The organism is Micromonospora sp. WMMA1998 (genome assembly GCF_027497375.1).
GTDB classification, from domain to species: Bacteria; Actinomycetota; Actinomycetes; order Mycobacteriales; family Micromonosporaceae; genus Micromonospora; species Micromonospora sediminicola.
In genome coordinates, this window is record NZ_CP114911.1 from 5,528,026 (window position 1) to 5,553,136 (window position 25,111).

Consider the following 25,111-nt stretch of genomic DNA (forward strand, 5'->3'; position numbering starts at 1 on the left):
CGCGTGGGGCGGAACGAGGAGGCACTGTGGCACCGCGGAGGCTGGGATTCTGGCAACGGTTCGCCGTGGTGCTGGTGAAGCCGGTGTTGACGGTGTGGACCAGGCGCACCTGGCGGGGGATGGAACACCTGCGCCGCGACGGCGGGATCATCATCGTGCCCAACCACATCTCGCACGCCGACCCGCTGGTCTCCGCGCACTTCATCTACGACGCCGGGCGCTGGCCGCAGTTCCTGGGCAAGGCCAGCGTCTTCCGGGTCCCGGTGATCGGCTGGATCCTGCACCGGTGCAAGCAGATCCCGGTCGAGCGGGGCAGCGTCGAGGCGGTCAAGTCGCTGGACAAGCTGGTCGCCGCGCTGGACGAGGGGGGCGCCGTGGTGATCTATCCGGAGGGCACCACCACCCGGGAGCCGCAGCTGTGGCCGATGAAGGGCAAGACCGGCGCGGCCCGGCTGGCGTTGGCCACCGGCGCACCGGTGATCCCGGTCGCCATGGTCGGCCCGGAGCGGATGTTCGACCCCCGGACGGCGCGGATCGGACTGCGCCCGCGTACCCCGGTGACGGTGGTGGCCGGGCCCCCGGTCGACCTGAGCCGGTGGGCGGGCGCCACGCCGACCCGGGCGATCCTGGAGGAGATGACGGACACGATCATGCTGCGGATCCGTGACCTCGTCGCCGAGATCCGCGGTGGCACACCGCCACCGCTCTGGCAGCGGCCGGCCCGCAGCGGCACCCGGGAGGTCTCCGAATGAGCGGGCACGTCGCGGTCCTCGGCGCCGGATCCTGGGGCACCGCGTTCGCCAAGATCCTCGCCGACGCCGGGCGGGACGTCACCGTCCTGGCCCGCCGCGCCGCCGTGGCCGAGGCGATCCGGACCGGACGGCACAACCCCGACTACCTGCCGGACGTGCGCCTGCCTGAGCGGGTCACCGCCACCGGCGACGCCGCCGAGGCGATCGAGGGCGCCGAAGTGGTGGTGCTCTCGGTGCCGTCGCAGACGCTGCGCGCAAACCTGGCCGACTGGACGCCCCACCTGGCCCCCGACGCCACGCTGGTGTCCCTGATGAAGGGCATCGAGCTGGGCACCACGAAGCGGATGAGCCAGGTGATCACCGAGACCGCCGGGGTGCCGTCCGACCGGGTGGTCGTCGTCTCCGGGCCCAACCTGGCCCCGGAGATCGCCGCCGAGCAGCCGGCCGCCACCGTGGTCGCCGGCACCGACAGCCGGCGCACCGCGCTGGTGCAGGCCTCGATCCGGACGCCCTACTTCCGCCCGTACACGAACGACGACGTGATCGGGTGCGAGCTGGGCGGGGCGGTGAAGAACGTGATCGCGCTGGCGTACGGGATCGCCACCGCGATGGGCTTCGGCGACAACACCCGGGCCATGCTGATGACCCGTGGCCTGGCCGAGACCGCCCGCCTCGGCGTGGCGCTCGGCGCCGACCCGATCACCTTCGCCGGCCTGGCCGGCATGGGTGACCTGGTCGCCTCCTGCTCGTCCCCGCTGGCCCGCAACCGCACCTTCGGCGAGCACCTGGGCCGGGGCGAGACCTTGGAGCAGGCGCAGGCGGCCACCCGGCAGACCGCCGAGGGTGTGAAGAGCTGCCTGGCCATCCGCGACCTGGCCCGGGCGCACGGGGTGGAGATGCCGATCACCGAGCAGATCGAGCGGATTTGCCACGAGGGGATGGATCCCCGCCTCGCCGTGGACGCGCTGATGAGCCGGACCGCCAAGCCGGAGTCGTACGAGTGAGCGGAGCGGGCATGACGTCGCCGCACTGGGGAGACGGCACGCGCAGCGTGCACGCCGGCCTGCCGGACGCCGTACCCGGGCAGCCGTTCCTGCCCGGTCCGGTGTTCGCCGCGCCGTACCACCTCGACCCGTCGCGCGGCCCGTCGGCCGCCCGGGACGGGTACGGGCGGCCGGACAACCCCACCCGGCGGCTGCTGGAGACGGCGATCGGCGAGTTGGAGGGCGGCGACTGCCTGGTCTTCGCCAGCGGGCAGGCGGCCATCACCGGGCTGCTGCTGACCGTGCTGCGCCCCGGGGACACCGTGGCGCTGCCGGCCGACGGCTACTTCTCGGTGCGGGCGTTCGCCACCGACACCCTCGAGCAGCTCGGGGTGCGGGTGGTGCTCGTGCCGACCGCCGGGCCGTACCCGTCGTTCGACGGTGTCCGGCTGGTCCTGCTGGAAACCCCGGCGAACCCCGGCCTCGACGTCGCCGACGTGCGGGTGGTGGCCGCCGCCGCGCGGGCCGCCGGGGCGCTGGTGGCGGTGGACAACACCACCGCCACGCCGCTCGGGCAGCGTCCGCTGGACCTCGGCGCGGACGTGGTGGTCGCCTCCGGCACCAAGGCGCTGACCGGCCACTCCGACCTGCTGCTGGGCTACCTGGCGACGCGCGACGCCGGGCTGCGGGACGCGGCGACCACCTGGCGCAACGCCACCGGCGGGGTGCCGGGCGCGTTCGACTGCTGGTTGGCCCACCGCTCGCTGGCCACCGTCGACCTGCGACTGGCACGGCAGAGCGCCAACGCCGAGGCGCTCGTCGCCCTGCTCGCCGGCCGGGCGGACGTCACCGGTCTGCGCTGGCCCGGATGGCCGGAGGACCCGGCGTACCCGGTCGCGTCGGCGCAGATGCGCCGTATCCCCGGGGTGCTCTCGTTCGACCTCGGCGACGCCGACCGGGTGGCCCGGTTCCTCGACGCGTCCCGCCTGGTGGCCGCCGCCACCTCGTTCGGCGGGGTGCACACCACGGCCGACCGGCGGGCCCAGTGGGGCGACGACACGGCGCCGGGCTTCGTCCGGTTCTCCTGCGGCATCGAGGACAGCGCCGACCTGGTCGCCGACGTGGCCTCGGCCCTGGACACCGCGGGCTGACGGCGCACCGGCCGCTGGGCTATCGTGACGGCAGCCACGGCCCGTGCGGCCCCGACCCGAGGAGGTGAGTCCGATCCACCAGCAGAGGACCGGCGCTCCCTCCGAGTCCGTGTCGCCCTGGGGCTGAGGCGACGCCGGGGGCGCCGACGAGCGTTCCCCGAAAGGCTTGCCATGGCACCCACCGTGTTCACTCCCGACCGTCCCGCCCTCGTCCGCCGGCTGCGTGCCGCCGGTTGCGTCTTCGCCGAGGACGAGGCGGACCTGTTGATCGCCGCCGCCGACTCGGCCGACGCGCTGACCCGCCTGGTCGACCGCCGTGTCGCCGGTCTGCCGTTGGAGCACCTGCTCGGCTGGGCCGAGTTCTGCGGCCGGCGGGTCGTCGTGCACCCGGGCGTCTTCGTGCCCCGGGCGCGTACCGCGCTGCTGATCGACGTCGCGGCGTCGGTGGCCGGGCCGACCCCGGCCGTGCTCGACCTGTGTTGCGGCTCCGGCGCCGCCGCGCTGGTGCTGCACGACCGGTTGTCGCCCCGCTGGTTGGCCGCCGCCGACATCGACCCGGTCGCGGTGGCCTGCGCCCGGCGCAACCTCGACCCGCTGGGGGTGCCGGTCTACCAGGGCGACCTGTTCGACCCGGTGCCCGCCGGCTGGCGCGGCCGGCTGGACCTGGTGGTGGCGAACGCTCCCTACGTGCCGAGCGGTGCGGTGGCCATGCTGCCGGCCGAGGCCCGGTTGCACGAGGCGCCGGTGGCGCTGGACGGCGGCGCGGACGGGCTCGCGGTGCTGCGCCGGGTGGCCGCCGGGGCGGCCGAGTGGCTGGCCCCGGGCGGGCACGTCGCGGTCGAGGTGAGCGCGGGGCAGGCGCCGGTGCTCTGCGCGGTGTTCGCCGCCGCCGGCCTCGACCCGACCGTGGTGCGGGACGAGGAGTGGGAGGCGACCGCGGTGACCGCCCGCCGTCCCGGCTGACGCGTGGCGGGTGGGCCCGCCGAGAACTAACCTCAGGTCAGGCTCGGCGGGAGGCGGTGGCGGGTGGGCAGCGCAGGGGTGCCGGTGGTGGTGGGGCTGGACAACGGCGGCACGAGCAACAACGCCACCGTGCTGACCGTCGACGGCCGCTTCCTGGTGGACGGCCTGCTGGAGATCCCCAGTGAGGTCGGCGCCGGCCCGGAAGCGGCGGTCGAGGCGCTCGCCCGGGCGTTCGACGGCGTGCTGGCGCACACCGGGGTGCCCCGGGAGTCGGTGCGCGCGGTCGGGCTGGACACGCCCGGCCCGGCCAGCGCCACCGGGGTGATCTCCTCGCGCGGCTCGACCAACTTCTCCCAGCCGGCCTGGCGGGGCTTCGACGTGCGCGGCGCGTTGGAACGGCGGCTCGGCCTGCCGGTGGTCTACGCCAACGACGGCAACGCCGCCGCGCTCTACGCCCACCACGTGCACTTCGGCGCGGACGCGGCGGCCCGGTCGTCGGTGTCCGCCATCGTCGGCACCGGTCTCGGCGGGGGCGTGGTGGAGAGCGGCCGGGTGGTGGGCGGCGCGGCCGGCATGGCGGGGGAGTTCGGGCACGTGCACATCCCGCTGGACGGGCTGGTCGAGCCGGACCAGCCCGCGCCGGTCTGCGCCTGCGGCTTCACCGGCGACGCCGAGAGCCTCGCCTCGCTCACCGCCATCCGGCGCAACCTGCTGCCCTACTGGTTGGCCCGCTATCCGGGGCACCCGCTGGCCGCCGAGGAGCCGGCCCGGGCGGCGAAGCTGGTCCGCGGCTACGGCGAGCGGGGCGACCCGTTGGCCCGCCAGGTGTTCGGCCAGCAGGCGGCGGCGTTGGGACGGCTGTTCACCATCGCGGCCAACTTCACCGACCCGCACGCGTACTTCGTCGGTGGCGGCGTGGTGGAGGCCGCGCCGGAGTTCCGGGACTGGTTCCTCGCCACCGTCGCCGGGCACACGGTGCTCCGCGACGAGCAGCGCGCGGTGGCCACCTTCGCACTGGTGCCGGACCGGGACATGGCCGGCGCCCGCGGGGTGGCCATCGCGGCGCTGGAGGCGGTCCGTGGCCCCACCGCGCCACTGGTGCGGGGCGGGGCCCCCGCCTGACGTTCTCGGCAGAGCGGGGGGCCCTGCTCGACGCTTCCGGCGCGTGCGGTCAGGCGCGCGGCGGCGCGGCGGTGAAGGCGGCCCAGGCGGCCGGCGGGAAGACCAGCACCGGGCCGGCCGGGTCCTTGGAGTCGCGGACCGCGACCGCCTCCGGCAGCGGGGCCATCTCCACGCACGCGCCCTCGTCGCCGCTGTGGCTGCTCTTGCGCCAGCCGGCCGGCGTCGGGTGGGGGCGGTTCGTGCCGTTCATGCGGTCACCTCTCGTTCAGCAGATTGAGGAGCTGGTCCCGACTGGCCGCCGGGCTCAGCGCCACGGTCCGCAGGTGCTCCATGATCTTGGTGCAGGTACGCAGGTCGCCCGGCCGGTCGAGGACCATCTGCCCGGCGACCGTCTCCACCGAGGCGATGATCGGGTCCTCGGGGTCGGCGAACTCCAGGATGTGCAGCGATCCCCGGGTGCCCCGGTGGTATCCGGCGGCGAGCGGGATGACCTGCACGGTGATGTTGGGCAGCTCGGCCATCTTGAGCAGGTGCTGAAGCTGGCCGGCCATCACCGAACGGTCACCGACGGGGCGCAGCAGCGCGCCCTCGTCGATGATGGCGTCGAGGATCGGCGGGTCCTGCCCGGAGATCCGCTGCTGGCGGTCCAGCCGTAGCTGGACGCGCTGCTCCACCTGCTCGTCGCTGAGCGTGTGCGGACCACCGCGCATGACGCCGCGGATGTAGTCGGCGGTCTGCAGCAGCCCGGGCACCACCGACGGTTCGAAGTTCGCGATGCCGGTGGCCTCGGCCTCCAACGCGATGAAGTCGATGGTGCGCCGGTCCAGCAGGTAGGAGTAGGACACCCACCAGCCCGGCTTGCGCGCGTCCTTGGCCAGTTGGACCGCCGCCGCGATCTCGTCGGGACCCACGCCGTAGCTGGTCAGCAACGCGCGCACGGTGGCCGGGTTGATCAGCGTCTGCGCGTTCTCGTAGCGGGACAGGGTGCTGCGGGTGCTGTTGATCTCGTCGGCCGCGGTCTCCAGGGTGAGGCCGGCGGCCTCCCGGTGGGTCCGCAGGGCGATGCCGAGCCGTCGGGCCCGGGCGGTCTTCGGCGCCATGCATCGATGGTCGCACATCGAGTGGGAGAATGGGCATGAGAGAAAGTCGATGAGAGTTGCATTCACGCGTGTCCACCTGTCAATCTGTGACGGCGTCCTCACCGCCGGTTGTCGTGGCGACGGTGGTGGTGAGCGACCGGAGGGGATGGGGCGCGCGGCGATCGGGTTTTTCTCCCCCACGACCCGATCGCCGCGTGCCCGTGCCGGTCCACCAGACGGGGAGGGATCTCGCGATGACGGTGACGGCCTGCCACTCCGGGAACGGAGGTGGCCGGGGATGACCCGGTTCCTCGTGGTCCTCACCGACGTACGCCCGGGTGACGGCAGCGGGCGCGACGAGCGGACCAGCCCCGAGCGGCGCCGGCAGGTCGTCGGCGCGAGCAGCCGGGAGGCGGCCGACCGGATCGCCGGCGCCTTCATGGCGCTGGGCATGGTGCGGGCCGGCCGGCAACGGGTCAAGGTCATCGCGGTCGGTCGCCGGCCCCGGCACCCGGCCTTCTGAGCCACACCGGGCCCGCCCTCGCGGACGCGGCGGCGAGGGCGGGGGAGCCGGGCGACCGGCGGCAGGTCCCGCCGCCGGTCGCCCGGGCTCGCGTCTCGTTACTCGCCGTATATGTCACCTTGACCGTTTGCCATGCTGCCCCGCGTCTCCCCGGGTATCGGCCACCCCCGCCGACGACGCACAGTAAGGTCAACCGGGTGAGCGCCACCGGCGAGCACGGCCAGCCGCAGTCGCGAACGATGAGGTGACCATGACCACCCCAGGCAAGACCCGTGTGGCGATCGTCTTCGGCGGCCGCAGCCCCGAGCACGGCATCTCCTGCGTCAGCGCCGGCAGCGTGCTCGGCGCGCTCGACCCCGACGAGTTCGAGGTCGTCCCGGTCGGCATCACCCGACAGGGTCAGTGGGTGCTCGCCAGCGGCGACCCCAGCGGGCTCGCCATCGCCGACCGCAAGCTGCCGGAGATCACCGCCGGCTCCGGTGCCGAACTGGTGCTGCGCGCCGACCCGGCCGTCGGCGGCCTGATGGTGCTCGACCCGGCCCAGGGCCCGGTGGCGCTGGCCGACGTGGACGTGGTCTTCCCGGTCCTGCACGGCGCGTACGGGGAGGACGGCACCATCCAGGGGATGCTGGAGATGGCCGACATCCCCTACGTCGGAGCCAACGTGTTCGCCTCCGCGGCGGCCATGGACAAGGAGTTCACCAAGAAGCTCTGCGCGGCCGAGGGCATCCCGGTCGGCCCGTACGCGGTGCTGCGCGCCGGCATGTCGCTGAGCGAGGAGGACAAGGAGCGCCTCGGGCTGCCCGTCTTCGTCAAGCCGTCGCGGGCCGGCTCCTCGTTCGGCATCACCAAGGTCGACGACTGGGCCCAGCTGGACGCCGCGCTCGCCACCGCGCGGGAGATCGACAGCAAGGTGCTGGTCGAGGGCGCCGTGGTCGGGCGCGAGATCGAGTGCGGCGTGCTGGAGGGCGAGGCCGGCGGCGCGCCGGAGGCCTCCGTGCTCGCCGAGGTGCGGATGATCGGCGACCGCGACTGGTACGACTTCGAGGCCAAGTACATCTTCGCCGACGAGGTCTGCGAGTACGACGTCCCGGCGCACCTGCCCGAGACGGTGACCCGGCAGGTGCGCGACTACGCCACCCGCGCGTTCACCGCGCTGGACTGCTCCGGCCTGGCCCGGGTCGACTTCTTCGTCACCCCGCAGATGGACGTCTACCTCAACGAGATCAACACGATGCCGGGCTTCACCCCGACCTCGATGTTCCCGCGCATGTGGGCGGCCAGCGGGCTGGAGTATCCGAAGCTGGTGAACCGCCTGATCCGGACCGCCCTGCACCGCGGCGCCGGCCGCTGACCGGCCGGCGCGGACGTCACGCGGAGCAGCCCGAGGGCGCCGTCTTCGCCGAGGGTACCGCGCTGACGATCGCGTCGGAGATCGGCGTCACCCACTGCAACGGCTGCTCGTAGGTCCTCGGCACGCGGACCCGCACCGGGGTCTCCCGGTCGACCGTGGTCAGCACCGTGGCGTCGGCCTCCTGCACCGGGTGCCAGCAGACCTTGTTCACCGTCCACACCTCGTCGGTGGGCTGGACCAGCGGTGCGCTCCCGCCACAGGACACGGTCAGGGCCGGGTCGCCGTACGCGGCGTTCTGCTCCGGGCCCGCGGTGACCGGGCGCTGCCGCAGGTCACGCACGCTGTCCGGCAGCTGCGACACCAGGGCACGGCAGAGCACCGCCGGGCGCTCGGCCAGGGCCGGGGCCGGCAGCTCGACCGGCGCGCTCGACTGCGCCCGGGGGCTCACCGACGCGCTCGGCGCGGCCTCGGGGGAGTCCGGGGCGAGCTTGGCGAACGTGAACCCGGCCACGGCCAGCGTCACCGGCACCGCGATCAGTGTCGCCCAGAGCGCGGCGCGCCGGGTGGAGCCGTCCGCGCGCGGGGAGCTGTCCTTCTCTTCCACTTACAGCCGCACCACCGAACACGTGAGGGTGCGGGTGATGCCGGGCACCATCTGCACCTTGCTGACGATGAGTTTGCCGAGCTCGTCGACGGTGTTCGCCTCGGTGAGCACGACCACGTCGTACGGCCCGGTGACGGCGTCGACCCGCACCACGCCGGCCAGGTCCGCGATCAGACCGGCCACGTCACGCGCCCGGCCGACCTCGGTCTGGATGAGGATGTACGCCTGTACCACGACTCGACCTCCGTCCGTCGCCGCCTGGGGCGGCCCGAAGGGTGAAACTACCGTACTGAGCGGCGGTGATCCCTATCGGTCGCCGGGCGGACGCGGTGAGCGAGCACACGTGGGCGCGGGGAGGGGTCGGGACGTGCGGGACGACGGAGCGGGACGAGGGGACGGCATGACGGTCGCGGGTGTCGGGGAGTTCGGGCTGATCGACCGGGTGACCGCCCGGCTGTCGTACGGGGAGAGCTGCCTGCTCGGCCCCGGCGACGACGCCGCGGTGGTGGCGGCGCCGGACCGGCGGGTGGTCGCCTCCACCGACGTGCTGGTCGAGGGACGGCACTTCCGGCGGGACTGGTCCGGGGCGCGGGACGTGGGACACCGGGCGGCGGCGGCCAACCTGGCCGACATCGCCGCCATGGGCGCCACCCCGACCGCCCTGCTGGTGGCCCTGTGCATGCCGACCGAGCTGGACCCGGCCTGGGCCGAGGAACTGGCCGACGGGCTGGATGCGGAGGCGGCGTTGGTCGGCGCGAGCGTGGTCGGTGGGGACATGTCGGCCAGCCCGACGCTGACCGTCGCGGTGACCGCGCTCGGCGACCTGGCCGGGCGGGCCCCGGTGGTCCGGTCGGGCGCCCGACCGGGCGACGTGGTGGCGCTCGCCGGGCGCACCGGCTGGGCGGCGGCCGGCTACACGGTCCTGTCCCGGGGCTTCCGGACGCCCCGCCTGCTGGTCGAGGCGTTCCGCCGCCCCGAGGTGCCCTACGCGGCGGGGCCGGCGGCCGCCGAGGCCGGCGCGACCGCCATGATCGACGTGTCGGACGGGCTGCTCGCCGACCTCGGACACGTGGCGGCGGCCAGCGGGGTGGCGATCGACCTGACCCGGGACGCGTTCGAGGTGCCCCGACAGATGCGCGACGCGGCGCAGGCGCTCGGCGTGGACCCGTACTCGTGGATCCTGGCCGGCGGGGACGACCACGCGCTGGCGGCCACGTTCCCGGACGGGGTCGCGCTGCCCGACGGCTGGCGTCCGGTGGGGCGGGTGGGCGACGGCGCCGGGGTCACCGTCGACGGCGCCGACCACGAGGGCCCGCGCGGGTGGGACCACTTCCGCTGACCTCGCCGGACCGACGGAGTGATCTGCGTCCGACCCCGGCCGCCGGGGCGGGGCGGGGGTCGGGCCCGGTCGTAGCCTGGGCACGTGAGCGAGATCGAGATCCGGGAACGGCGCTTCGACGCGCCCGAGTCACAGGCGTTGATCCGGGCGGCGCTGGCCGACCTCGGGCAGCGGTACGGCGGCAGCGGCGACGAGACGCCCGTCGACGCGGCCGAGTTCGCCCCGCCGGCCGGCGCCTTCCTGGTCGCCTACCTGGACGGGCGGCCGGTGGGCTGCGGCGGCTGGCGCAGTCACGGCGAGGACGGCGACACGGCGGAGCTGAAGCGGATGTACACCGCGCCGGCCGCCCGCGGGCGGGGCGTGGCCCGCTCGGTGCTCGCCGCCGTCGAGCGGTCCGCCCGCGACCACGGGCGCAAGCGGATCGTGCTGGAGTGCGGCGACAAACAGCCCGAGGCGATCGCCATGTACACCTCGGCCGGCTACGAGCCGATCCCGAACTTCGGCTTCTACCAGGACGAGCCCGGCTGCCTGTCGTTCGGCCGTACCCTCTGAGCGCCGGTCACCCGCGCCGGCCCGCTCGGGCCGGCGGGCACGACAGAAGCCGGCGGACCCGATGGGTCCGCCGGCGACCGACGATGTTCCGGTGGCGCTGCCGCGTCAGGCGCGGGTGACCTTGCCGGCCTTGATGCACGAGGTGCAGACCTGCAACTTCTTGGTGGTGCCGCCACCGGCCGGGGTCCGCACCGACTGGATGTTCGGGTTCCAGCGGCGGTTGGTCCGCCGGTGCGAGTGGGACACGTTGTGGCCGAAGCCCGGTCCCTTGCCACAGACGTCGCACACGCTAGCCACGGGATACTCCTGGGATTGAAACGTTCATGAGGTCGCCGCCAGGCGCTGCCCGGGCAACCTGGTCAGGTTACCCGATGACGGCCGGGCATGCCCAACCGGCCCTTCGCGGGCCGGGCCAGCGTACCGGCCGCGCCGGGCCGGGGACACGCCGGGCGGACCCGGACGACCCCGGCGCGTGTCGGTGTGCGCCAGTAGGCTTCCCGACGTGCTGGACACCCTCGACGCCGCCGCGGTGCGCCGCTGGTGCGCGAGCGGCCTCGCCACGCTCCAGCGGCACCAGGGCGAGATCGACGGCCTCAACGTCTACCCGGTGCCCGACGGCGACACCGGCACCAACCTGGTGCTGACGCTCACCTCGGCCCAGCAGGCCCTGGCCATGGACCTGGGCACCCTGCCCGACGACGGGCACACCCCGCACGGGCACGCGCTGCGGTTGATGGCCCGGGGCGCCCTGCTCGGCGCGCGGGGCAACTCCGGGGTGATCGTGTCGCAGATCCTGCGCGGCCTCGCCGACGCGCTCGCCGCCGCGCCGGCGGTCCGGGGCCGGCAGCTCGCCGCCGGGCTGGCCGACGCCACCACCGCCGCCTACGCCGCGGTCGCCCGCCCGGTCGAGGGCACCCTGCTCAGCGTGGTCGCGGCGGCGGCCCGGGCGGCCGAGCGGGCGGACAGCGACGACCTGCGCACGGTGGCCCGGGCCGCCGCCGAGGCCGCCGCCCACGCGCTGGCCCGCACCCCGGAGCAACTGCCGGAGCTGGCCCGCGCCGGCGTGGTCGACGCCGGCGGGCGCGGGCTGTGCCTGCTGCTCGACGCGCTGGTCGAGGTGATCACCGGGGAGAGCCCCGGCCAGCCGGCGCCCGCGCCGCCCGTCCGCCGCCCGGCCGCCACCGCCGCGCGGGAGACCGGCTCCGACGCGTACGCCTACGAGGTGCAGTACCTGCTCGACGCCACCGACGAGGCGGTGACCCGGCTGCGCGCCGAGCTGGCCGCGCTCGGCGACTCGCTGGCGGTCGTCGGCGACGGCTCGGGCACCTGGAACGTGCACGTGCACGTCAACGACGTCGGAGCGGCGGTCGAGGCGGGCGTGGTCGCCGGCCGGCCGCACCGGATCACCGTGACCCGCTTCGCCGACCAGACCGCCCCGGCGCCCGCGCCGGCGGTGGCCCTGCCCGACGGCCGGGCCGCCGTGGTGGTGGCCACCGGCGCCGGCATCGCCGAGCTGTTCGCCGCCGAGGGCGCCGTCGTCGTGCCGGCCAACCCGTCCACCGGCGAGCTGCTCGACGCGATCCGGGCCACCGGCGCGGCCCGGGTGGTGGTGCTGCCGAACGACCCCAACACCCAGTCGGTGGCGAGCGCGGCGGCCAAGGAGGCGCACGGTCTCGGCGTCAAGGTCAGCGTGGTGCCCACCCGCTCCCCCGTGCAGGCGCTCGCGGCGCTCGCCGTCCGCGACCCGAAGCGGCGCTTCGAGGACGACGTGATCGCGATGGCCGAGGCGGCCGGCGCGTGCCGCTACGCCGAGGTCTGCCACGCCGGCCGGGAGGCGCTCACCGTCGCCGGCCCGTGCCGCCCGGGTGACGTGCTGGCCCTGGTCGAGGGCGAGGTGCACCTGATCGGGCAGGATCTCACCGACACCTGCACCGCCGTGGTCGACCGGATGCTCGGTGGCGGCGGGGAGTTGGTCACCCTGCTCTGCGGGGCGGACGCCCCGGCCGGGCTGGCCGACCGGGTGCGCGCGCACGTCGAGCGGTCGTGGCCGTTCGTCGAGGTGCAGGCGTACGAGGGCGGGCAGCCGCACTATCCGCTCCTGGTGGGGGTCGAATGACGAGCGAACCGACCACGGTGGACACGCCGCTGAAGAAGCTGGTCGGCGAGCGCACCGCGAAGGCGCTGGCCGGCCACCTCGACCTGCACACCGCCGGCGACCTGATCTACCACTTCCCGCGCCGCTACGACGAGCGCGGCGAGCACACCGACATCCGCTCGCTGGACGTGGGGGAGCAGGTCACCGTGCTCGCCCAGGTGCAGCGCACCGCCGTGCGGCCGATGCGGCAGCGCCGGGGCAACCTGCTGGAGGTCACCGTCGGCGACGGCTCCGGCGGCGTGCTCACCTGCACGTTCTTCGGCAACCAGGCGTGGCGGGAGCGGGAGCTGCGCCCGGGGCGGTGGGGGCTGTTCGCCGGCAAGGTGACCGAGTTCCGCGGCAAGCGGCAACTCAACGGCCCGGAATACGTCCTGCTCGGCGAGGGCGGTGAGGGCGAGGCGGCGGCCAACGAGGAGGTCGAGGAGTTCGCCGGGGCGCTGATCCCGGTCTACCCGGCCGCGGCGGCGGTGCCGACCTGGGTGATCGCCCGCTGCGTCCGGGTGGTGCTGGACACGTTCACCCCGCCGGAGGACCCGCTGCCGGCCACCGTGCGGGCCACCCGCAACCTGGCCGACATCGGCGCCGCCCTGCGGGAGATCCACCGTCCGTCCAGCAAGGAGGCGCTCTACCGGGCCCGCCGGCGGCTGAAGTGGGACGAGGCGTTCGCCGTGCAGCTCACCCTGGTGCAGCGCAAGCACCGGGCGGCGGCGTCGCCGGCCCGGGCCCGGCCGGCCAGGGCCGGTGGCCTGCTCGACGCGTTCGACGCCCGGCTGCCCTACGAGCTGACCTCCGGTCAGCAGGTCGTCGGGCGGGAGATCGCCGCCGACCTGGCCACCGCGCACCCGATGCACCGGCTGCTCCAGGGCGAGGTGGGCTCCGGCAAGACGGTGGTGGCGCTGCGCGCCATGCTCCAGGTGGTCGACGCCGGCGGGCAGGCCGCGTTGCTCGCGCCGACCGAGGTGCTCGCCGCGCAGCACCACCGGGGCATCCTCGACCTGCTCGGCCCGCTCGGCCGGGCCGGTGAGCTGGACGCCGCCGACGACGCCACCCGGGTGGAGCTGGTCACCGGCTCGCTGGGCGCGGCGGCGCGACGGCGGGCGCTGGCCGAGGTGGCGCAGGGGCGGGCCGGCATCGTGCTGGGCACCCACGCGTTGCTCTACGAGGGGGTCGACTTCGCCGACCTGGGCCTGGTGGTGGTCGACGAGCAGCACCGCTTCGGGGTGGAGCAGCGGGACGCGCTGCGGGCCAAGGCCGAGCAGCCGCCGCACGTGCTGGTGATGACGGCCACCCCGATCCCGCGCACGGTCGCCATGACGGTCTACGGCGACCTGGAGACCTCCACGCTGTCCCAGTTGCCGCAGGGCCGCTCGCCGATCGCCTCGCACGTGGTCCCGGCCGCCGAGAAGCCGGCCTTCCTCGACCGGGCCTGGCGCCGGCTGCGCGAGGAGGTCGCCAAGGGCCACCAGGCGTACGTGGTGTGCCCGCGCATCGGCGAGGGGCCGGTCTCCGAGGAGGAGGCGCCACGGGAGGACGACAACGGCCGCCGGCCGCCGCTGGCGGTGACCGAGGTGGCTCCGCTGCTCGCCGAGGGGCCGTTGCACGGGCTGCGGATCGGGGTGCTGCACGGCCGGTTGCCGGCCGACGAGAAGGACGCGGTGATGCGCGCGTTCGCCGACGGCGACCTGGACGTGCTGGTCGCGACCACGGTGGTGGAGGTGGGCGTCAACGTGCCCAACGCGACCGTGATGATCGTGCTGGACGCCGACCGGTTCGGTGTCTCCCAGCTGCATCAGCTGCGCGGCCGGGTGGGCCGGGGTTCGGCGGCCGGGCTGTGCCTGCTGGTCAGCGAGGCGGCCGAGGGCTCGCCGGCGCGGGAGCGGCTGGACGCGGTCGCCTCCACCACCGACGGGTTCAAGCTGGCCGAGCTCGACCTGGAGCAGCGCCGGGAGGGCGACGTGCTCGGCGCCACCCAGTCGGGCCGGCGCTCCCACCTGCGTTTGCTCTCGCTGCTGCGGGACACCGACCTGATCCGGGACGCGCGGGCCGAGGCGATCGAGCTGGTCGGGGACGATCCGGAGCTGGCCCGGCACCCGGCGCTGGCCGCCTCGGTCGCCGCCCTGGTCGACGAGGAGCGGGCCGAATACCTGGAGAAGGGCTGACGCCCGAGCGCGGCGGCGCGGGTCACCGGGCTGCGGCACGCGGGTCGCGTGCCTAGTGGTCCGGCATCACGCTGCACCACCTGCTCACCCACACCTCGGGCCTGGGTCACTGGGAGGAGTACCCGGCGGTCGACATCTGCGGGCCGGCCGAGCCGGACGATCTGCTCGGCCTGTTCGCCGCGGTGCCGCCGCTGTTCCCGCCCGGGGCCGGGTGGCACTACAGCAGCCCGGGCTACGTGTTGCTGGCCCGCGCGGTCGAGCGGGCCGCCGACCGGCCGTACGCCGGGTTCCTCGCCGAGGAGGTCTTCGCGCCGTTGGGGATGACCGGCAGCTTCGCCGGCGCGGGCGACGGGCGGCCGGACCTGGCGGTCGGACACGAGGGCAGCCGGACCGTGCCGTCGTGGGACCTGGCGACGGTGAGCATGGGCGCGGGTGACGTCTGGTGCACCGCGGCGGACCTGCTCACCTGGCTGGACGTGCCGCGCCGCAACCGGTTGCTCACCCCGGCCTCGGTGGCGGCCATGACCGCGCGGCACGCGCCCACCGGCCGGCCCGGTGAGGCGTACGGGTACGGGTGGTTCGTCGGCCCGCTGGCCGGCCGGCGGGCGCTCCACCACTCCGGGGACAACGAGGGCTACAAGGCGTTCGCGGCCTGGCTGCCCGACTCCGACCAGCGGCTCGTGCTGCTGGCCAACCAGGCCGAGGTCGACCCGGCCGCCGTCGCGTCGCTGCTCGGGGCCGGGTGATCCCACCGCCCGCGCGTCGGCGGCGTCGAGTACGCCGAGGGCGCGCCGACCTACTGGTCGACGCGCCCTCGGGACCGGACGGATCAGGCGGTGAAGCGCACCTTGCGTCGACGCGCCACCACGAACAGGACCGCGCCCGCGGCCAGCAGCGCGATGGCGCCGGCCACGATGCCGCCGGTCGCCGCGCCGGTCAGCGGCAGGGTCGGGCCCTCCGGCTGGCCGCCGCCGGCACCGGGCGTGCAGGTCTTCGGCTTCTCCCAGGCGATCGGCTCGGTGTCGTCGAGGCCCTCGGCCGCCGGCGTCACCTTCAGGCCCTCGAACGCCTTGAACGCCACGGTCTTGGTCTCACCCGGCTGCACGACGAGCTTCTTGGCGTCGCCCTTGTTGGGGGTGAAGGTGATCTCGACGGTCTTGCCGTCCTTCGGGTTCTCCACCTGGAAGATCAGCTCGTCGCAGGTGGACTGGTAGCTGCCCGACGGCTCGCCCGGCTCGACGCAGTCCTTGGCCTCGCTCGGCTTGTCGTCGAAGAGGGGCTGCTTCTGAGCGGCCTCGGTGACCGTGATGCGGGTCGCGTTCTTCGCCGGGACGCGGATCGACAGGCTCTTGCCCGGCGCGACCTCGGCGGTCTTGGTGAAGTCGCCGCTGCCGGCGACGGTGAAGGAGGCGTCCCTGGTGGCTTCCGCGCCGTTCTCCAGCTTCACCGCGACGTCGCCGGTGCAGTCGGAGGTGACCGTGGCGGTCGGGTTGGCCTTGGCCGGCGGGGGCGTGACCACCTTGTCGCAGCTCTCGCTGAACCGGATGGTCGCGCTCTTGTCGTCGTTCTCCTTCCAGGCGTTGTCCCACTGGGCGCGGACGGTCAGCGACGCCCGGGTCACGTCGCCCGCGAGGCGGGCGGTGCCGACCAGCGGCTCGGACACCTGGTGCGGGTAGGAGTCCCCGGCGGTGGTCCGGATGCCCTCGACGGTGAACGGCGCGGCGACCTCACCGGTGTTGCTGGTGGCATCGGCCTTGGTGAGCCGGTAGTTGGTCACGCCGCCCGGCGCGTAGGTGCGGACGGTCCACGTCGTGACCCACTCGCCCTTGGCGGTGTCGCACTCGGCGGTGACCTTGACTTCGCTGTGGTGGGCGCTGGCCGGGGCTGCCGCTACCGCGACGCCCGCGAGGCCGACCAGCGCACCGGCGGCGACCGCGAGGGCGCGCCGGAGGTGGAGACGGTTCACGTCTTCTCCTGGTGAGGGGAGGATGGGAGAGGGATGCGGCGGACGGACCGGAGCCACGCGTCCGCACGACAATCGGGCAGACCCTAGCGAGATCGACACGACGGGCGTTACCGCGATCGACGGGTCGTAAAGGGTCCGTTATGAATTCGAGATCATTGATGTACGTCGGGTCACGGGGCGGTGCACCGGGTGCTCCACCGCGCCGGTCCGGGCGTCGCGTAGCGTCGGGGCATGGGCAGGGAGCGACGGTGACCCGGATCGTGGCGGGCACGCTCGGCGGGCGGCGGATCGCCGCGCCGCCCGGCGCCGGCACCCGGCCGACCTCGGACCGGGTGCGGGAGGCGCTGTTCAGCGCGGTGCAGGCCGATCTCGACCTGGACGGGGCGCGCTTCGCGGACCTCTACGCCGGCTCCGGCGCGGTCGGTCTGGAGGCGCTGTCCCGGGGGGCGGCGCACGTGTTGCTGGTGGAGTCCGACGCCCGGGCCGCCCGGGTCGTCCGGGAGAACATCGCCGCCCTGCGGGCCGCCCCGGCCGCCCGGCTGGTCACCGGCAAGGTGGCCGCCGTGCTCGCCGCCGGGCCGGACGGCGGGCCGTACGACGTGGTCTTCGCCGATCCCCCGTACGCGGTACCGGGCGCGGAGATCACCGCGATGCTGGCCGCGATGGTCGACGACGGCTGGCTGGCCCCGGACGCGCTGGTGATCGTCGAGCGGTCCAGCCGTTCCGGCCCGGTCGAGTGGGTGGAGGGCGTCACGCCGGAGCGCAGTCGCCGCTACGGCGAGACCACGCTTTGGTACGGTCGCCGATCATGAGACGTGCGGTCTGCCCGGGCTCGTTCGACCCGGTCACCAACGGACACCTCGACATCATCGGCCGGGCCAGCCGGCTCTTCGACGAGGTGATCGTCGGCGTGCTGGTCAACCAGTCGAAACAGGGGTTGTTCACGGTCGAGGAGCGGATCACGATGCTCCGCGAGGTGACCTCCTCGTACGACAACGTGCGGGTGGAGTCGTTCCGCGGCCTGCTCGTCGACTTCTGCCGGGACCAGCAGGCGAGCGTGCTGATCAAGGGCCTGCGCGCGGTCAGCGACTTCGACTACGAGCTGCAGATGGCCCAGATGAACATCGGCCTGGCCGGGGTGGAGACGCTCTTCATGCCGACCAACCCGCTCTACTCGTTCCTCTCCTCCAGCCTGGTCAAGGACGTGGCGAAGTGGGGTGGCGACATCTCCGCCCACGTCCCCGACCTGGTCCGCGACCAACTTCAGACCCGCCTCCGCCCCTGACCCCCACCCCACCCACCCCGCCGATCTTGCGGTTGCGGCCCGACGTTCGCCCCATGCGGGAGGAATGTCCGGGCGGGAAGTGCAAGATCGACGGGAGTCGAGGGGTGGGGCGACGCGCCGGGTGGGGGCGGGTGGGGCGGCGGTGGCCGGCGCGCGACATGATGTGTGCAACGCCGAACCCGGGCGCAGGCCGCATCATGGAGGGCGGCCGACGAAGACAGGAGTGAGGTACCGGTGGACCCGCTCGATCGCATCGACGAACTGATCGCCATGGTGGAGCAGGCCCGCTCCGTCCCGATGTCGCGCAACAACTGCATGGTCGACCGCGGCGAGATGATCGCCGCGCTGGACGAGTTGCGCGTCGAGCTTCCCGCAGACCTGCGCCGGGCCGCCGCGCTCCTGGAGGAGCGGGACAAGATCATGGAGGCCGGCAAGCGGGAGGCCGACCGGATCATCAGCGAGGGTGAGGCGGAACACGCCCGGCTGGTCTCCGTGAACGAGATCACCGTCTCGGCGGAGCACGAGGGCGCCCGGATCATCGCCGAGGCGCGGGCCGAGGCGCAGCGCCTCCGCGAGGAGGTGGACGACTACGTCGACACCGCGCTGGCCAACTTCGAGCAGTTCCTCACCCGGGCGCTGGCCTCGATAGAGCGTGGCCGGGACAAGATGCACGCGCTGCGGGAGATCGGCACCTTCGCGGGGGACGAGGCGGAGCGCCCGCTACCCTTCTAGGACCACGCGCGGGCCGGTCGCCGACAGCCGCCCGCCGTCGGGTGCGCCCCCGGTTCGACGGTCCGCCCGTCTCCCAGGTAACCTTTTTTGTCGGCCTCTCACCGGCCGGAGTCTGACTATGCCCAAACACTCGCCACGCTCACTCGACCCCAGGTCGCCGCTGGTCCTCGACACGAGGGACCTGCCGCGTCGGCCTGGCGCGTTGCGTACGCACAAGCGGGTCGTGCCGGCACCGGCGGACCTCGGCGTGGAGTTGATCGGCGTGCCGGAGGGCGCGGACCTCGACCTCGACCTGAGGTTGGAGTCGGTGTCCGAGGGCGTGCTCGTCTCCGGGACCATCTCCGGTCCCGTCAAGGGCGAGTGCGGCCGCTGCCTGCGCGAGATCGACGACTCGGTGGTCGTGAACGTCCAGGAGCTGTACGCGTACGAGAACAGCGCCACGGACACCACGACCGACGAGGACGAGGTGGGCCGGATGCAGGACGATCTGATCGACCTGGAGCCGGCGCTGCGGGACGCGGTGGTGCTCATGCTGCCGACGAACCCGCTCTGCCGGGAGGACTGCCCAGGCCTGTGCCCCGAGTGTGGGGTGCACTGGGACGATCTGCCGGCCGACCACAGTCACCAGCAGATCGACCCGCGTTGGGCGGGCCTGTCGCAACTGACCCGTACAGAGGAGTAAGAACCGTGGCCGTCCCCAAGCGCAAGATGTCGCGCAGCAACACCCGCGCCCGCCGGGCGAACTGGAAGGCCTCGGTGGTCGCGACCGTGGCCTGCCCGCAGTGCAAGTCGCCGAAGCTGCCGCACGCCGCCTGCTCCGTGTGTGGCACCTACAACGGCCGTCAGGTCCTTGAGGTCTGACCCGGCAGCCGAGTGACGCCCCCGACCACCGGTCGGGCGGCGCGCGCACCAAGGCTCTCGCCCGGTGCCCCGGCTCCCTCCCACGCCGGCCGATCATCGGCCGGCGTGCCGTCGGAGCCGGGCACCGCGCGGATCGCCGTCGACCTCCTCGGCGGGGACGATGCTCCCGCCGTCGTGGTTGACGGCGCTCTGCGGGCGCTGCGCGCCGACCCCGACCTGCACCTGCTGCTCGTCGGCCCGACCGAGGTCGCCGACGCGCTGAGCGGTGCCCTCGACCCGGCGCAGCGCGCCCGGGTCACGGTCCGCCCGGTGCGGACCGCCATCGGCATGGCCGACCATCCCACCGCCGGCCGCGGCGACAGCACGGTACGCGCCGCGGTGCAGGCCGTCCGGGACGGCCTGGCCGACGCGGTCGTCTCCGCCGGTTCCACCGGCGCCACCGTCACCGCCGCCGCGCTCGGCCTCGGTCGCTGGACCGGGGTACGCCGACCCGCGCTGGTCGCCACGATCCCCGCCGTCGAGGGCCCGGTGGTGCTGCTGGACGTCGGCGGCTCCCTCGAACCCGGCCCCGCCACGCTGGCCCGGCACGCCGTCCTCGGCGCCGCCTACGCGGCCGTGGCCCACGCCGTCACCGCGCCCCGGGTGGGGCTGCTCTCCGTCGGCCACGAGGCGGGCAAGGGCGACCGGCTGCGCCGCTCCGCCGACCCCGCGCTCGCCGCCGTGCCGCTGCCCTGCGGCGCCCGCTACGTCGGCCTGGTCGAGGGCTACGACATCTCTCTCGGCGCCCGCGCCGACGTGGTGGTCACCGACGGTTTCACCGGCAACGTCCTGCTCAAGGCCATCGAGGGCGCGTACGCCATGGCCGGTGGGCCCCCGACGAACGGCGGCGCGCCGCGCGCGGCCGCGCTGCTCGGGGTGGCCGGCACCGTGGTGGTGTGCCACGGCGCGGCCGGGCCGGACGACGTCGCCTCGGGCATCGCCCTGGCCGCCCACCTCTGGCGTCGCGACGCCGCCGGTACGGTCCGGGCCCTGCTCGCCGAGATCCCGCACGATCCCGCACCTGACCGCAACGACACCGAGGTAGCACCATGACCAACGACAAGCGGCGGCGTGCTCCCGTCGGCCACCTCGAGACGGCCTTCGGGGTGTCGCTCGACCGGGAACTGCTGGAGCGCGCGCTGACCCACCGCTCGTACGCGTACGAGAACGGCGGGCTGCCCACCAACGAGCGGCTGGAGTTCCTGGGCGACTCGGTCCTCGGCGTGGTGATCACCACGGCGCTGTTCCACAACCACCCGGACCTGCCCGAGGGGCAGTTGGCCAAGCTGCGGGCCAGCGTGGTCAACATGCGCGCCCTGGCCGACGTGGCGCGCGGCCTGGGCCCGGACGGGCTGGGCGCCTACCTGCTGCTCGGCAAGGGCGAGGAGGCCACCGGCGGGCGGGACAAGGCGAGCATCCTCGCCGACACGCTGGAGGCGCTGCTCGGCGCCATCTACCTGCAGTACGGCCTGGACACCGCCGCCATCGTGATCCACCGGCTCTTCGACCCGCTGATGGCCGAGTCGGCCGGGCGGGGCGCGGCGCTGGACTGGAAGACCAGCCTCCAGGAGTTGACCGCCGCGCTGGGGCTGGGCGTGCCGGAGTACCGGATCGAGGGCACCGGGCCGGACCACCTCAAGACGTTCACCGCCTGGGTCGTGGTGGCCGGCAACCGCTACGGCGGCGCGGAGGGGCGCAGCAAGAAGGAGGCCGAGCAGCGGGCCGCCGAGTCGGCCTGGCGGACGCTGACCGAGCAGGCCGAGGCGCGGGCCGCGGCCGAGGCGGAGGTCGCCGAGGCGGAGGCCGTCGACCCGGCGGACGCCGAGGCGGGCGCCGGCCGTGCCTGAGCTGCCCGAGGTGGAGACCGTCCGGCAGGGGCTGGCCCAGTGGGTCGTCGGCCGCCGGATCGCCGCCGTCGAGGTGCGGCACCCCCGCGCGGTACGCCGGCACGCGCCCGGCGGCGTGCACTTCGCCGACGTGCTGGCCGGCCGCACGATCACCGATGTCCGCCGCCGGGGCAAATACCTCTGGCTGCCACTGGACAGCGGCGACGCGGTGATCGGCCACCTCGGCATGTCCGGGCAGCTGCTGCTGCAACCGCCCGGCGCGGCCGACGAGCTGCACCTGCGGGTGCGGTTCCGGTTCGCCGACGACGGGCCGGAGCTGCGCTTCGTCGACCAGCGCACGTTCGGCGGGCTGTCGGTGTCCGAGGGTGGCGCGGAGCTGCCGGCCGAGATCGCGCACATAGCCCGCGACCCGATGGACCCGGAGTTCTCCGACGAGGCGTTCGTGGCGGCGCTGCGCCGCAAGCGCACGGAGGTCAAACGGGCGCTGCTGGACCAGATGCTGATCTCCGGGGTGGGCAACATCTACGCCGACGAGGCGCTCTGGCGGGCGAAGCTGCACGGCACCCGCCCCGCGGACGCGCTGACCCGTCCGGCGGCGCTGCGGCTGCTCGGCCACGTGCGGGACGTGCTCGGCGAGGCGATCAAGCAGGGCGGCACCAGCTTCGACGAGCTGTACGTCAACGTCAACGGCGAGAGCGGCTACTTCGACCGGTCGCTGAACGCGTACGGCCGGGAGGGGGAGCCCTGCCCGCGCTGCGGCGCGCCGATCCGGCGCGAGGGATTCATGAACCGCTCCTCCTACAGTTGCCCGCGATGCCAGCCGCGGCCCCGGGGCAGCCTCCGGGGATGACCCCGAGTCGGCTCGGGGTTGCGCCGGTGTGCATCGCCGGCGGGTGCCCGGGGGCGCGCCGGACCGTACCCTGAAATGCCCTTTCCGCCCGATCGGCGCGGCCGTTTCCGGCCGTCCGGCCCCACCTTCGGCGATCGGGGAGGAGCCGGGGCCGTTCCCCGATGTCCGGGCCGCGCCCGCTGCCTAGCGTCACCAGAGGTCGGCACGGGGCCGACGTCTGGAGGGGGACCCGGATATGGGTAGGCGACCGGTGACCGTGCGGTTGGCACGGTGGAGTGCGGAGCATCCGTGGCGGGCCATCGCGCTGTGGGTGGTCTTCGTGGCGGTGTGCTTCGTCGGCGGCAACGCCGCCGGGCTGAACGAGGCCACCGACGCCGACCAGGCGATCGGTGAGTTCGGGCAGGCCGAGCTGATCGTGGACAGCGGCGGGTTCCACCAGCCGGCCACCGACAACGTGCTGATCACCGCCCGCTCGGGCGCGCTCGACCCGGCCGCCGCCAAGGCCGCCGCGCAGGACGCGGCGGACCGGCTGCGGCAGGTCGACGGCGTCGCCTCGGTCGGTACGCCGCTGCCGTCGCGCGACGGCGGCGCGCTGCTGGTGCCGATCACCATGGCGGGCGACCCGGAGACCGCGGGGGACCGGGTCCAGCCGCTGCGGGACACCACCGCGCGGGTGCAGGAGGCACACCCGCAGCTACGAGTGGAGCAGGTCGGCGGCCCGTCCATCGACAAGGCGCTCGACGACACGCTCGGCAAGGACTTCAAGCGGGCGGAGCTGCTCAGCCTGCCGGTGACCCTGGCGATCCTGATCATCGCGTTCGGCGCGCTGATCGCCGCCGGCGTGCCGGTGCTGCTCGCGCTCTCCTCGGTGGCCGCCGCGATGGGGCTCTCCACGCTCGCCTCGCACCTGGTCCCCGCCACCGACACCACGGCCAGCGTCATCCTGCTCATCGGCATGGCGGTCGGCGTGGACTACTCGCTGTTCTACGTGCGGCGGGAACGGGAGGAACGGGCCAAGGGCCGGTCCGGCCTGGACGCGGTGGAGATCGCCGCGGAGACCTCCGGGCACGCCGTGGTGGTCTCCGGCACCGCCGTGATCATCTCGATGGGTGGCCTGCTGCTGGCCCAGGACGCGATCTTCTCGTCGCTGGCCGTCGGCTCGATCCTGGTGGTGGCGGTCGCGGTGATCGGCTCGCTGACCGTGCTGCCGGCGCTGCTGGCCAAGCTCGGCCGCTGGGTGGATCGTCCCCGGGTGCCGCTGCTGTGGCGGCTCACCGCCCCGCGTACCGGGCGGCACGGGCAGCCGGCCGCGCCCCGGTTCTGGCCGGCCGTGCTGCGGCCCGCGCTGCGCGCGCCGGTGGCGACGCTGCTGGTCTCGGTCGCCCTGCTGCTCGCCCTGGCCGCGCCGGCGCTCGGCATGAAGCTGAAGTTCCCCGGCGCGGAGGACGTTCCCCGCACCACCGCCGCGATGCAGGCGTACGACCGGCTCACCGCCGCGTACCCGAGCAACGGCACCAACCACACGGTGGCCGTGCGGGCGCCCGCCGACCAGGCCGACCGGGTGCGCGCCGCGCTGACCGGCCTCGCCGGCCGGACCGCCGCCGACCCGCTCTTCGCGCCGGCCGAGGGGGACGGCCCGGAGATCAGGGTGTCGGCGGACCGGCGGGTGTCGGTGCTGGACGTGGCCACCCCGTACGCCAGCCGGTCCGCCGAGGCGTCCCGGTCCCTGCACGAGCTGCGCGAGGACCTGGTCCCGGCCGCGCTGGACGGCATCCCCGGCGTGGAGTACGCGGTCGGCGGCGGGGTGGCCGCCAGCGAGGACTACGCCGACCACATCTGGGCGAAGCTGCCGGTGGTCGCGGCGTTCGTGCTGGCGCTGACGTTCCTGGTGATGGCGTGGACGTTCCGGTCGGTCGTGGTGGCGCTCACCTCGATCCTGCTGAACCTGCTCTCCGCCGGCGCCGCGTACGGGCTGCTGGTGCTGGTCTTCCAGGGGGAGTGGGCGGAGGGGCTGCTCGGCTTCACCTCGATGGACGCGATCGTCACCTGGCTGCCGCTGTTCCTGTTCGTGGTGCTGTTCGGGTTGTCGATGGACTACCACGTCTTCGTGGTCAGCCGGATCCGTGAGGCGGTCGACCGCGGGATGCCCAACCGGGAGGCGGTCGCGCACGGGATCACCTCCTCGGCCGGGGTGGTGACCAGCGCGGCGGTCGTGATGGTCGGGGTCTTCTCGATCTTCGCGACGCTCAGCATGATCGACTTCAAGCAGCTCGGCATCGGGCTGGCGGCGGCGATCCTGCTGGACGCCACGATCATCCGCGCGGTCGTGCTGCCGTCGCTGATGACGCTGCTGGGCGACGCGAACTGGTGGGCGCCGCGCTTCCTGCGCCGCAAGCCGACCCTCCCGCCGGCCGAGCCGCCGCCCGCGCCGGCCCCGGAGCTGGTCGGCGCCCGCTGAGCCGACCAACCCAGCGCCCCGGCCGGTCTCGGCCGGGGCGCTGTTCGTGGGCCTGCCCCTGCCCCCGTCGTGGCTCCGGCCCCCGTCCTGCCTCCAGCCTTCGTCCTGCCTCCCCGTCCTCTGCCCCCGGCCCTTGGCTCCCCGGCCCTTGGCTCCCCGAACCCAGCCCTAAGTCCGCAGCCCAGCCCTCCGTCCTCGGCCCGGGCCCTTGGCTCGCGGGCTCGCGGTCCTGGGCCTTGATCCGGCCTTGGTCCTGGTCGGCTCCGGTCGTTCGCCGACTCGATCTCCGCTTCTCCGGTGCCAGCCACGAGGGACATCGACTTTGGGTGGTATACCT

27 protein-coding genes are annotated in these 25,111 nt (G+C 74.4%); 21 read left to right on the forward strand and 6 right to left on the reverse strand.

Annotation, left to right across the window (positions count from 1 at the left end):
- Positions 1–26 precede the first annotated feature (26 nt).
- The 5 genes from O7600_RS25720 (at position 27) to O7600_RS25740 (ending at position 4,971) form a co-directional block, all read left to right on the forward strand.
- Positions 27–752, forward strand: a complete 726-nt coding sequence (locus O7600_RS25720) for a lysophospholipid acyltransferase family protein (protein WP_281591024.1) — start codon at positions 27–29, stop codon at positions 750–752.
- Complete coding sequence (locus tag O7600_RS25725; protein WP_281591025.1) at positions 749–1,756, forward strand: NAD(P)H-dependent glycerol-3-phosphate dehydrogenase; 1,008 nt, start codon at positions 749–751, stop codon at positions 1,754–1,756. Before O7600_RS25720 ends, O7600_RS25725 begins: the two co-directional genes overlap by 4 nt.
- A gap of 11 nt (positions 1,757–1,767) precedes the next feature.
- Complete coding sequence (locus O7600_RS25730) at positions 1,768–2,886, forward strand: cystathionine gamma-lyase (protein WP_281591026.1); 1,119 nt, start codon at positions 1,768–1,770, stop codon at positions 2,884–2,886.
- 171 nt (positions 2,887–3,057) lie between these two features.
- Positions 3,058–3,849 carry a putative protein N(5)-glutamine methyltransferase gene (locus tag O7600_RS25735; RefSeq protein WP_281591027.1) on the forward strand — a complete coding sequence of 264 codons (792 nt, stop codon included), beginning with the start codon at positions 3,058–3,060 and terminating at the stop codon, positions 3,847–3,849.
- A gap of 63 nt (positions 3,850–3,912) precedes the next feature.
- A complete protein-coding gene (locus tag O7600_RS25740) occupies positions 3,913–4,971 on the forward strand; it encodes an ROK family protein (protein ID WP_281591028.1) in 1,059 nt (352 codons plus the stop codon).
- 49 nt (positions 4,972–5,020) lie between these two features.
- On the opposite strand, the gene O7600_RS25745 is transcribed toward O7600_RS25740, so the two are convergent.
- Positions 5,021–5,221 carry a DUF397 domain-containing protein gene (locus tag O7600_RS25745; protein WP_091580445.1) on the reverse strand — a complete coding sequence of 67 codons (201 nt, stop codon included), beginning with the start codon at positions 5,219–5,221 and terminating at the stop codon, positions 5,021–5,023.
- Positions 5,222–5,225: 4 nt separating this feature from the next.
- Positions 5,226–6,071, reverse strand: coding sequence for a helix-turn-helix transcriptional regulator (locus O7600_RS25750; protein ID WP_098743355.1), 846 nt, complete (start codon positions 6,069–6,071; stop codon positions 5,226–5,228).
- 277 nt (positions 6,072–6,348) lie between these two features.
- Between O7600_RS25750 and O7600_RS25755 the strand changes: the two genes are divergently transcribed.
- Positions 6,349–6,573, forward strand: coding sequence for a hypothetical protein (locus tag O7600_RS25755; RefSeq protein WP_281591029.1), 225 nt, complete (start codon positions 6,349–6,351; stop codon positions 6,571–6,573).
- A 250-nt stretch (positions 6,574–6,823) separates the two neighbouring features.
- The gene (locus O7600_RS25760) at positions 6,824–7,927 is read left to right on the forward strand and encodes a D-alanine--D-alanine ligase family protein (protein WP_281591030.1); all 1,104 of its coding nucleotides are present in this window, start codon (positions 6,824–6,826) and stop codon (positions 7,925–7,927) included.
- A 16-nt stretch (positions 7,928–7,943) separates the two neighbouring features.
- Here the strand turns inward: O7600_RS25760 and O7600_RS25765 are convergent, their stop codons facing one another.
- Positions 7,944–8,531, reverse strand: a complete 588-nt coding sequence (locus O7600_RS25765) for a DUF3515 family protein (RefSeq protein WP_281591031.1) — start codon at positions 8,529–8,531, stop codon at positions 7,944–7,946.
- The gene (locus O7600_RS25770) at positions 8,532–8,765 is read right to left on the reverse strand and encodes an Lrp/AsnC ligand binding domain-containing protein (protein ID WP_013284547.1); all 234 of its coding nucleotides are present in this window, start codon (positions 8,763–8,765) and stop codon (positions 8,532–8,534) included.
- Positions 8,766–8,931: 166 nt separating this feature from the next.
- Here O7600_RS25770 and O7600_RS25775 point away from each other — a divergent pair, with 166 nt between their 5' ends.
- Positions 8,932–9,870 (forward strand): thiamine-phosphate kinase, encoded by a 939-nt coding sequence (locus tag O7600_RS25775; protein ID WP_281591032.1) that lies wholly within the window; start codon positions 8,932–8,934, stop codon positions 9,868–9,870.
- A gap of 84 nt (positions 9,871–9,954) precedes the next feature.
- Entirely contained in the window at positions 9,955–10,422 is a 468-nt protein-coding gene (locus tag O7600_RS25780) for a GNAT family N-acetyltransferase (RefSeq protein ID WP_281591033.1), read from the forward strand.
- A 105-nt stretch (positions 10,423–10,527) separates the two neighbouring features.
- On the opposite strand, the gene rpmB is transcribed toward O7600_RS25780, so the two are convergent.
- On the reverse strand, positions 10,528–10,719 hold the full coding sequence (rpmB, locus tag O7600_RS25785; RefSeq protein ID WP_013284551.1) for a 50S ribosomal protein L28: 192 nt from the start codon (positions 10,717–10,719) through the stop codon (positions 10,528–10,530).
- A 205-nt stretch (positions 10,720–10,924) separates the two neighbouring features.
- Here rpmB and O7600_RS25790 point away from each other — a divergent pair, with 205 nt between their 5' ends.
- From O7600_RS25790 to O7600_RS25800, 3 genes are all read left to right on the forward strand, one after another.
- Positions 10,925–12,538, forward strand: coding sequence for a DAK2 domain-containing protein (locus O7600_RS25790; RefSeq protein ID WP_281591034.1), 1,614 nt, complete (start codon positions 10,925–10,927; stop codon positions 12,536–12,538).
- On the forward strand, positions 12,535–14,736 hold the full coding sequence (gene recG, locus O7600_RS25795; RefSeq protein ID WP_281591035.1) for an ATP-dependent DNA helicase RecG: 2,202 nt from the start codon (positions 12,535–12,537) through the stop codon (positions 14,734–14,736). Before O7600_RS25790 ends, recG begins: the two co-directional genes overlap by 4 nt.
- Before the next feature lie 71 nt (positions 14,737–14,807).
- On the forward strand, positions 14,808–15,482 hold the full coding sequence (locus tag O7600_RS25800; RefSeq protein WP_281594269.1) for a serine hydrolase domain-containing protein: 675 nt from the start codon (positions 14,808–14,810) through the stop codon (positions 15,480–15,482).
- 83 nt (positions 15,483–15,565) lie between these two features.
- Here the strand turns inward: O7600_RS25800 and O7600_RS25805 are convergent, their stop codons facing one another.
- Positions 15,566–16,702, reverse strand: a complete 1,137-nt coding sequence (locus O7600_RS25805; protein ID WP_281591036.1) for an LPXTG cell wall anchor domain-containing protein — start codon at positions 16,700–16,702, stop codon at positions 15,566–15,568.
- 248 nt (positions 16,703–16,950) lie between these two features.
- Here O7600_RS25805 and rsmD point away from each other — a divergent pair, with 248 nt between their 5' ends.
- The 9 genes from rsmD (at position 16,951) to O7600_RS25850 (ending at position 24,774) form a co-directional block, all read left to right on the forward strand.
- Positions 16,951–17,514, forward strand: coding sequence for a 16S rRNA (guanine(966)-N(2))-methyltransferase RsmD (gene rsmD, locus O7600_RS25810; RefSeq protein ID WP_281591037.1), 564 nt, complete (start codon positions 16,951–16,953; stop codon positions 17,512–17,514).
- Complete coding sequence (coaD, locus tag O7600_RS25815; protein ID WP_091580402.1) at positions 17,511–17,987, forward strand: pantetheine-phosphate adenylyltransferase; 477 nt, start codon at positions 17,511–17,513, stop codon at positions 17,985–17,987. Before rsmD ends, coaD begins: the two co-directional genes overlap by 4 nt.
- Positions 17,988–18,221: 234 nt before the next feature.
- The gene (locus O7600_RS25820) at positions 18,222–18,719 is read left to right on the forward strand and encodes a hypothetical protein (RefSeq protein ID WP_091580397.1); all 498 of its coding nucleotides are present in this window, start codon (positions 18,222–18,224) and stop codon (positions 18,717–18,719) included.
- Positions 18,720–18,837: 118 nt separating this feature from the next.
- Complete coding sequence (locus O7600_RS25825; protein WP_091580392.1) at positions 18,838–19,401, forward strand: YceD family protein; 564 nt, start codon at positions 18,838–18,840, stop codon at positions 19,399–19,401.
- Between the two features lie 5 nt (positions 19,402–19,406).
- The gene (gene rpmF, locus O7600_RS25830) at positions 19,407–19,580 is read left to right on the forward strand and encodes a 50S ribosomal protein L32 (protein ID WP_089156974.1); all 174 of its coding nucleotides are present in this window, start codon (positions 19,407–19,409) and stop codon (positions 19,578–19,580) included.
- 105 nt (positions 19,581–19,685) lie between these two features.
- Positions 19,686–20,672, forward strand: a complete 987-nt coding sequence (locus O7600_RS25835; protein ID WP_281591038.1) for a phosphate acyltransferase PlsX — start codon at positions 19,686–19,688, stop codon at positions 20,670–20,672.
- The gene (rnc, locus tag O7600_RS25840; protein ID WP_281591039.1) at positions 20,669–21,466 is read left to right on the forward strand and encodes a ribonuclease III; all 798 of its coding nucleotides are present in this window, start codon (positions 20,669–20,671) and stop codon (positions 21,464–21,466) included. Before O7600_RS25835 ends, rnc begins: the two co-directional genes overlap by 4 nt.
- Positions 21,459–22,316 (forward strand): bifunctional DNA-formamidopyrimidine glycosylase/DNA-(apurinic or apyrimidinic site) lyase, encoded by an 858-nt coding sequence (gene mutM / locus O7600_RS25845; protein ID WP_281591040.1) that lies wholly within the window; start codon positions 21,459–21,461, stop codon positions 22,314–22,316. The genes rnc and mutM overlap by 8 nt, the downstream gene beginning before the upstream one ends.
- Positions 22,317–22,551: 235 nt before the next feature.
- Positions 22,552–24,774, forward strand: a complete 2,223-nt coding sequence (locus tag O7600_RS25850) for an MMPL family transporter (RefSeq protein ID WP_281591041.1) — start codon at positions 22,552–22,554, stop codon at positions 24,772–24,774.
- The last annotated feature ends 337 nt before the right edge of the window (positions 24,775–25,111 follow it).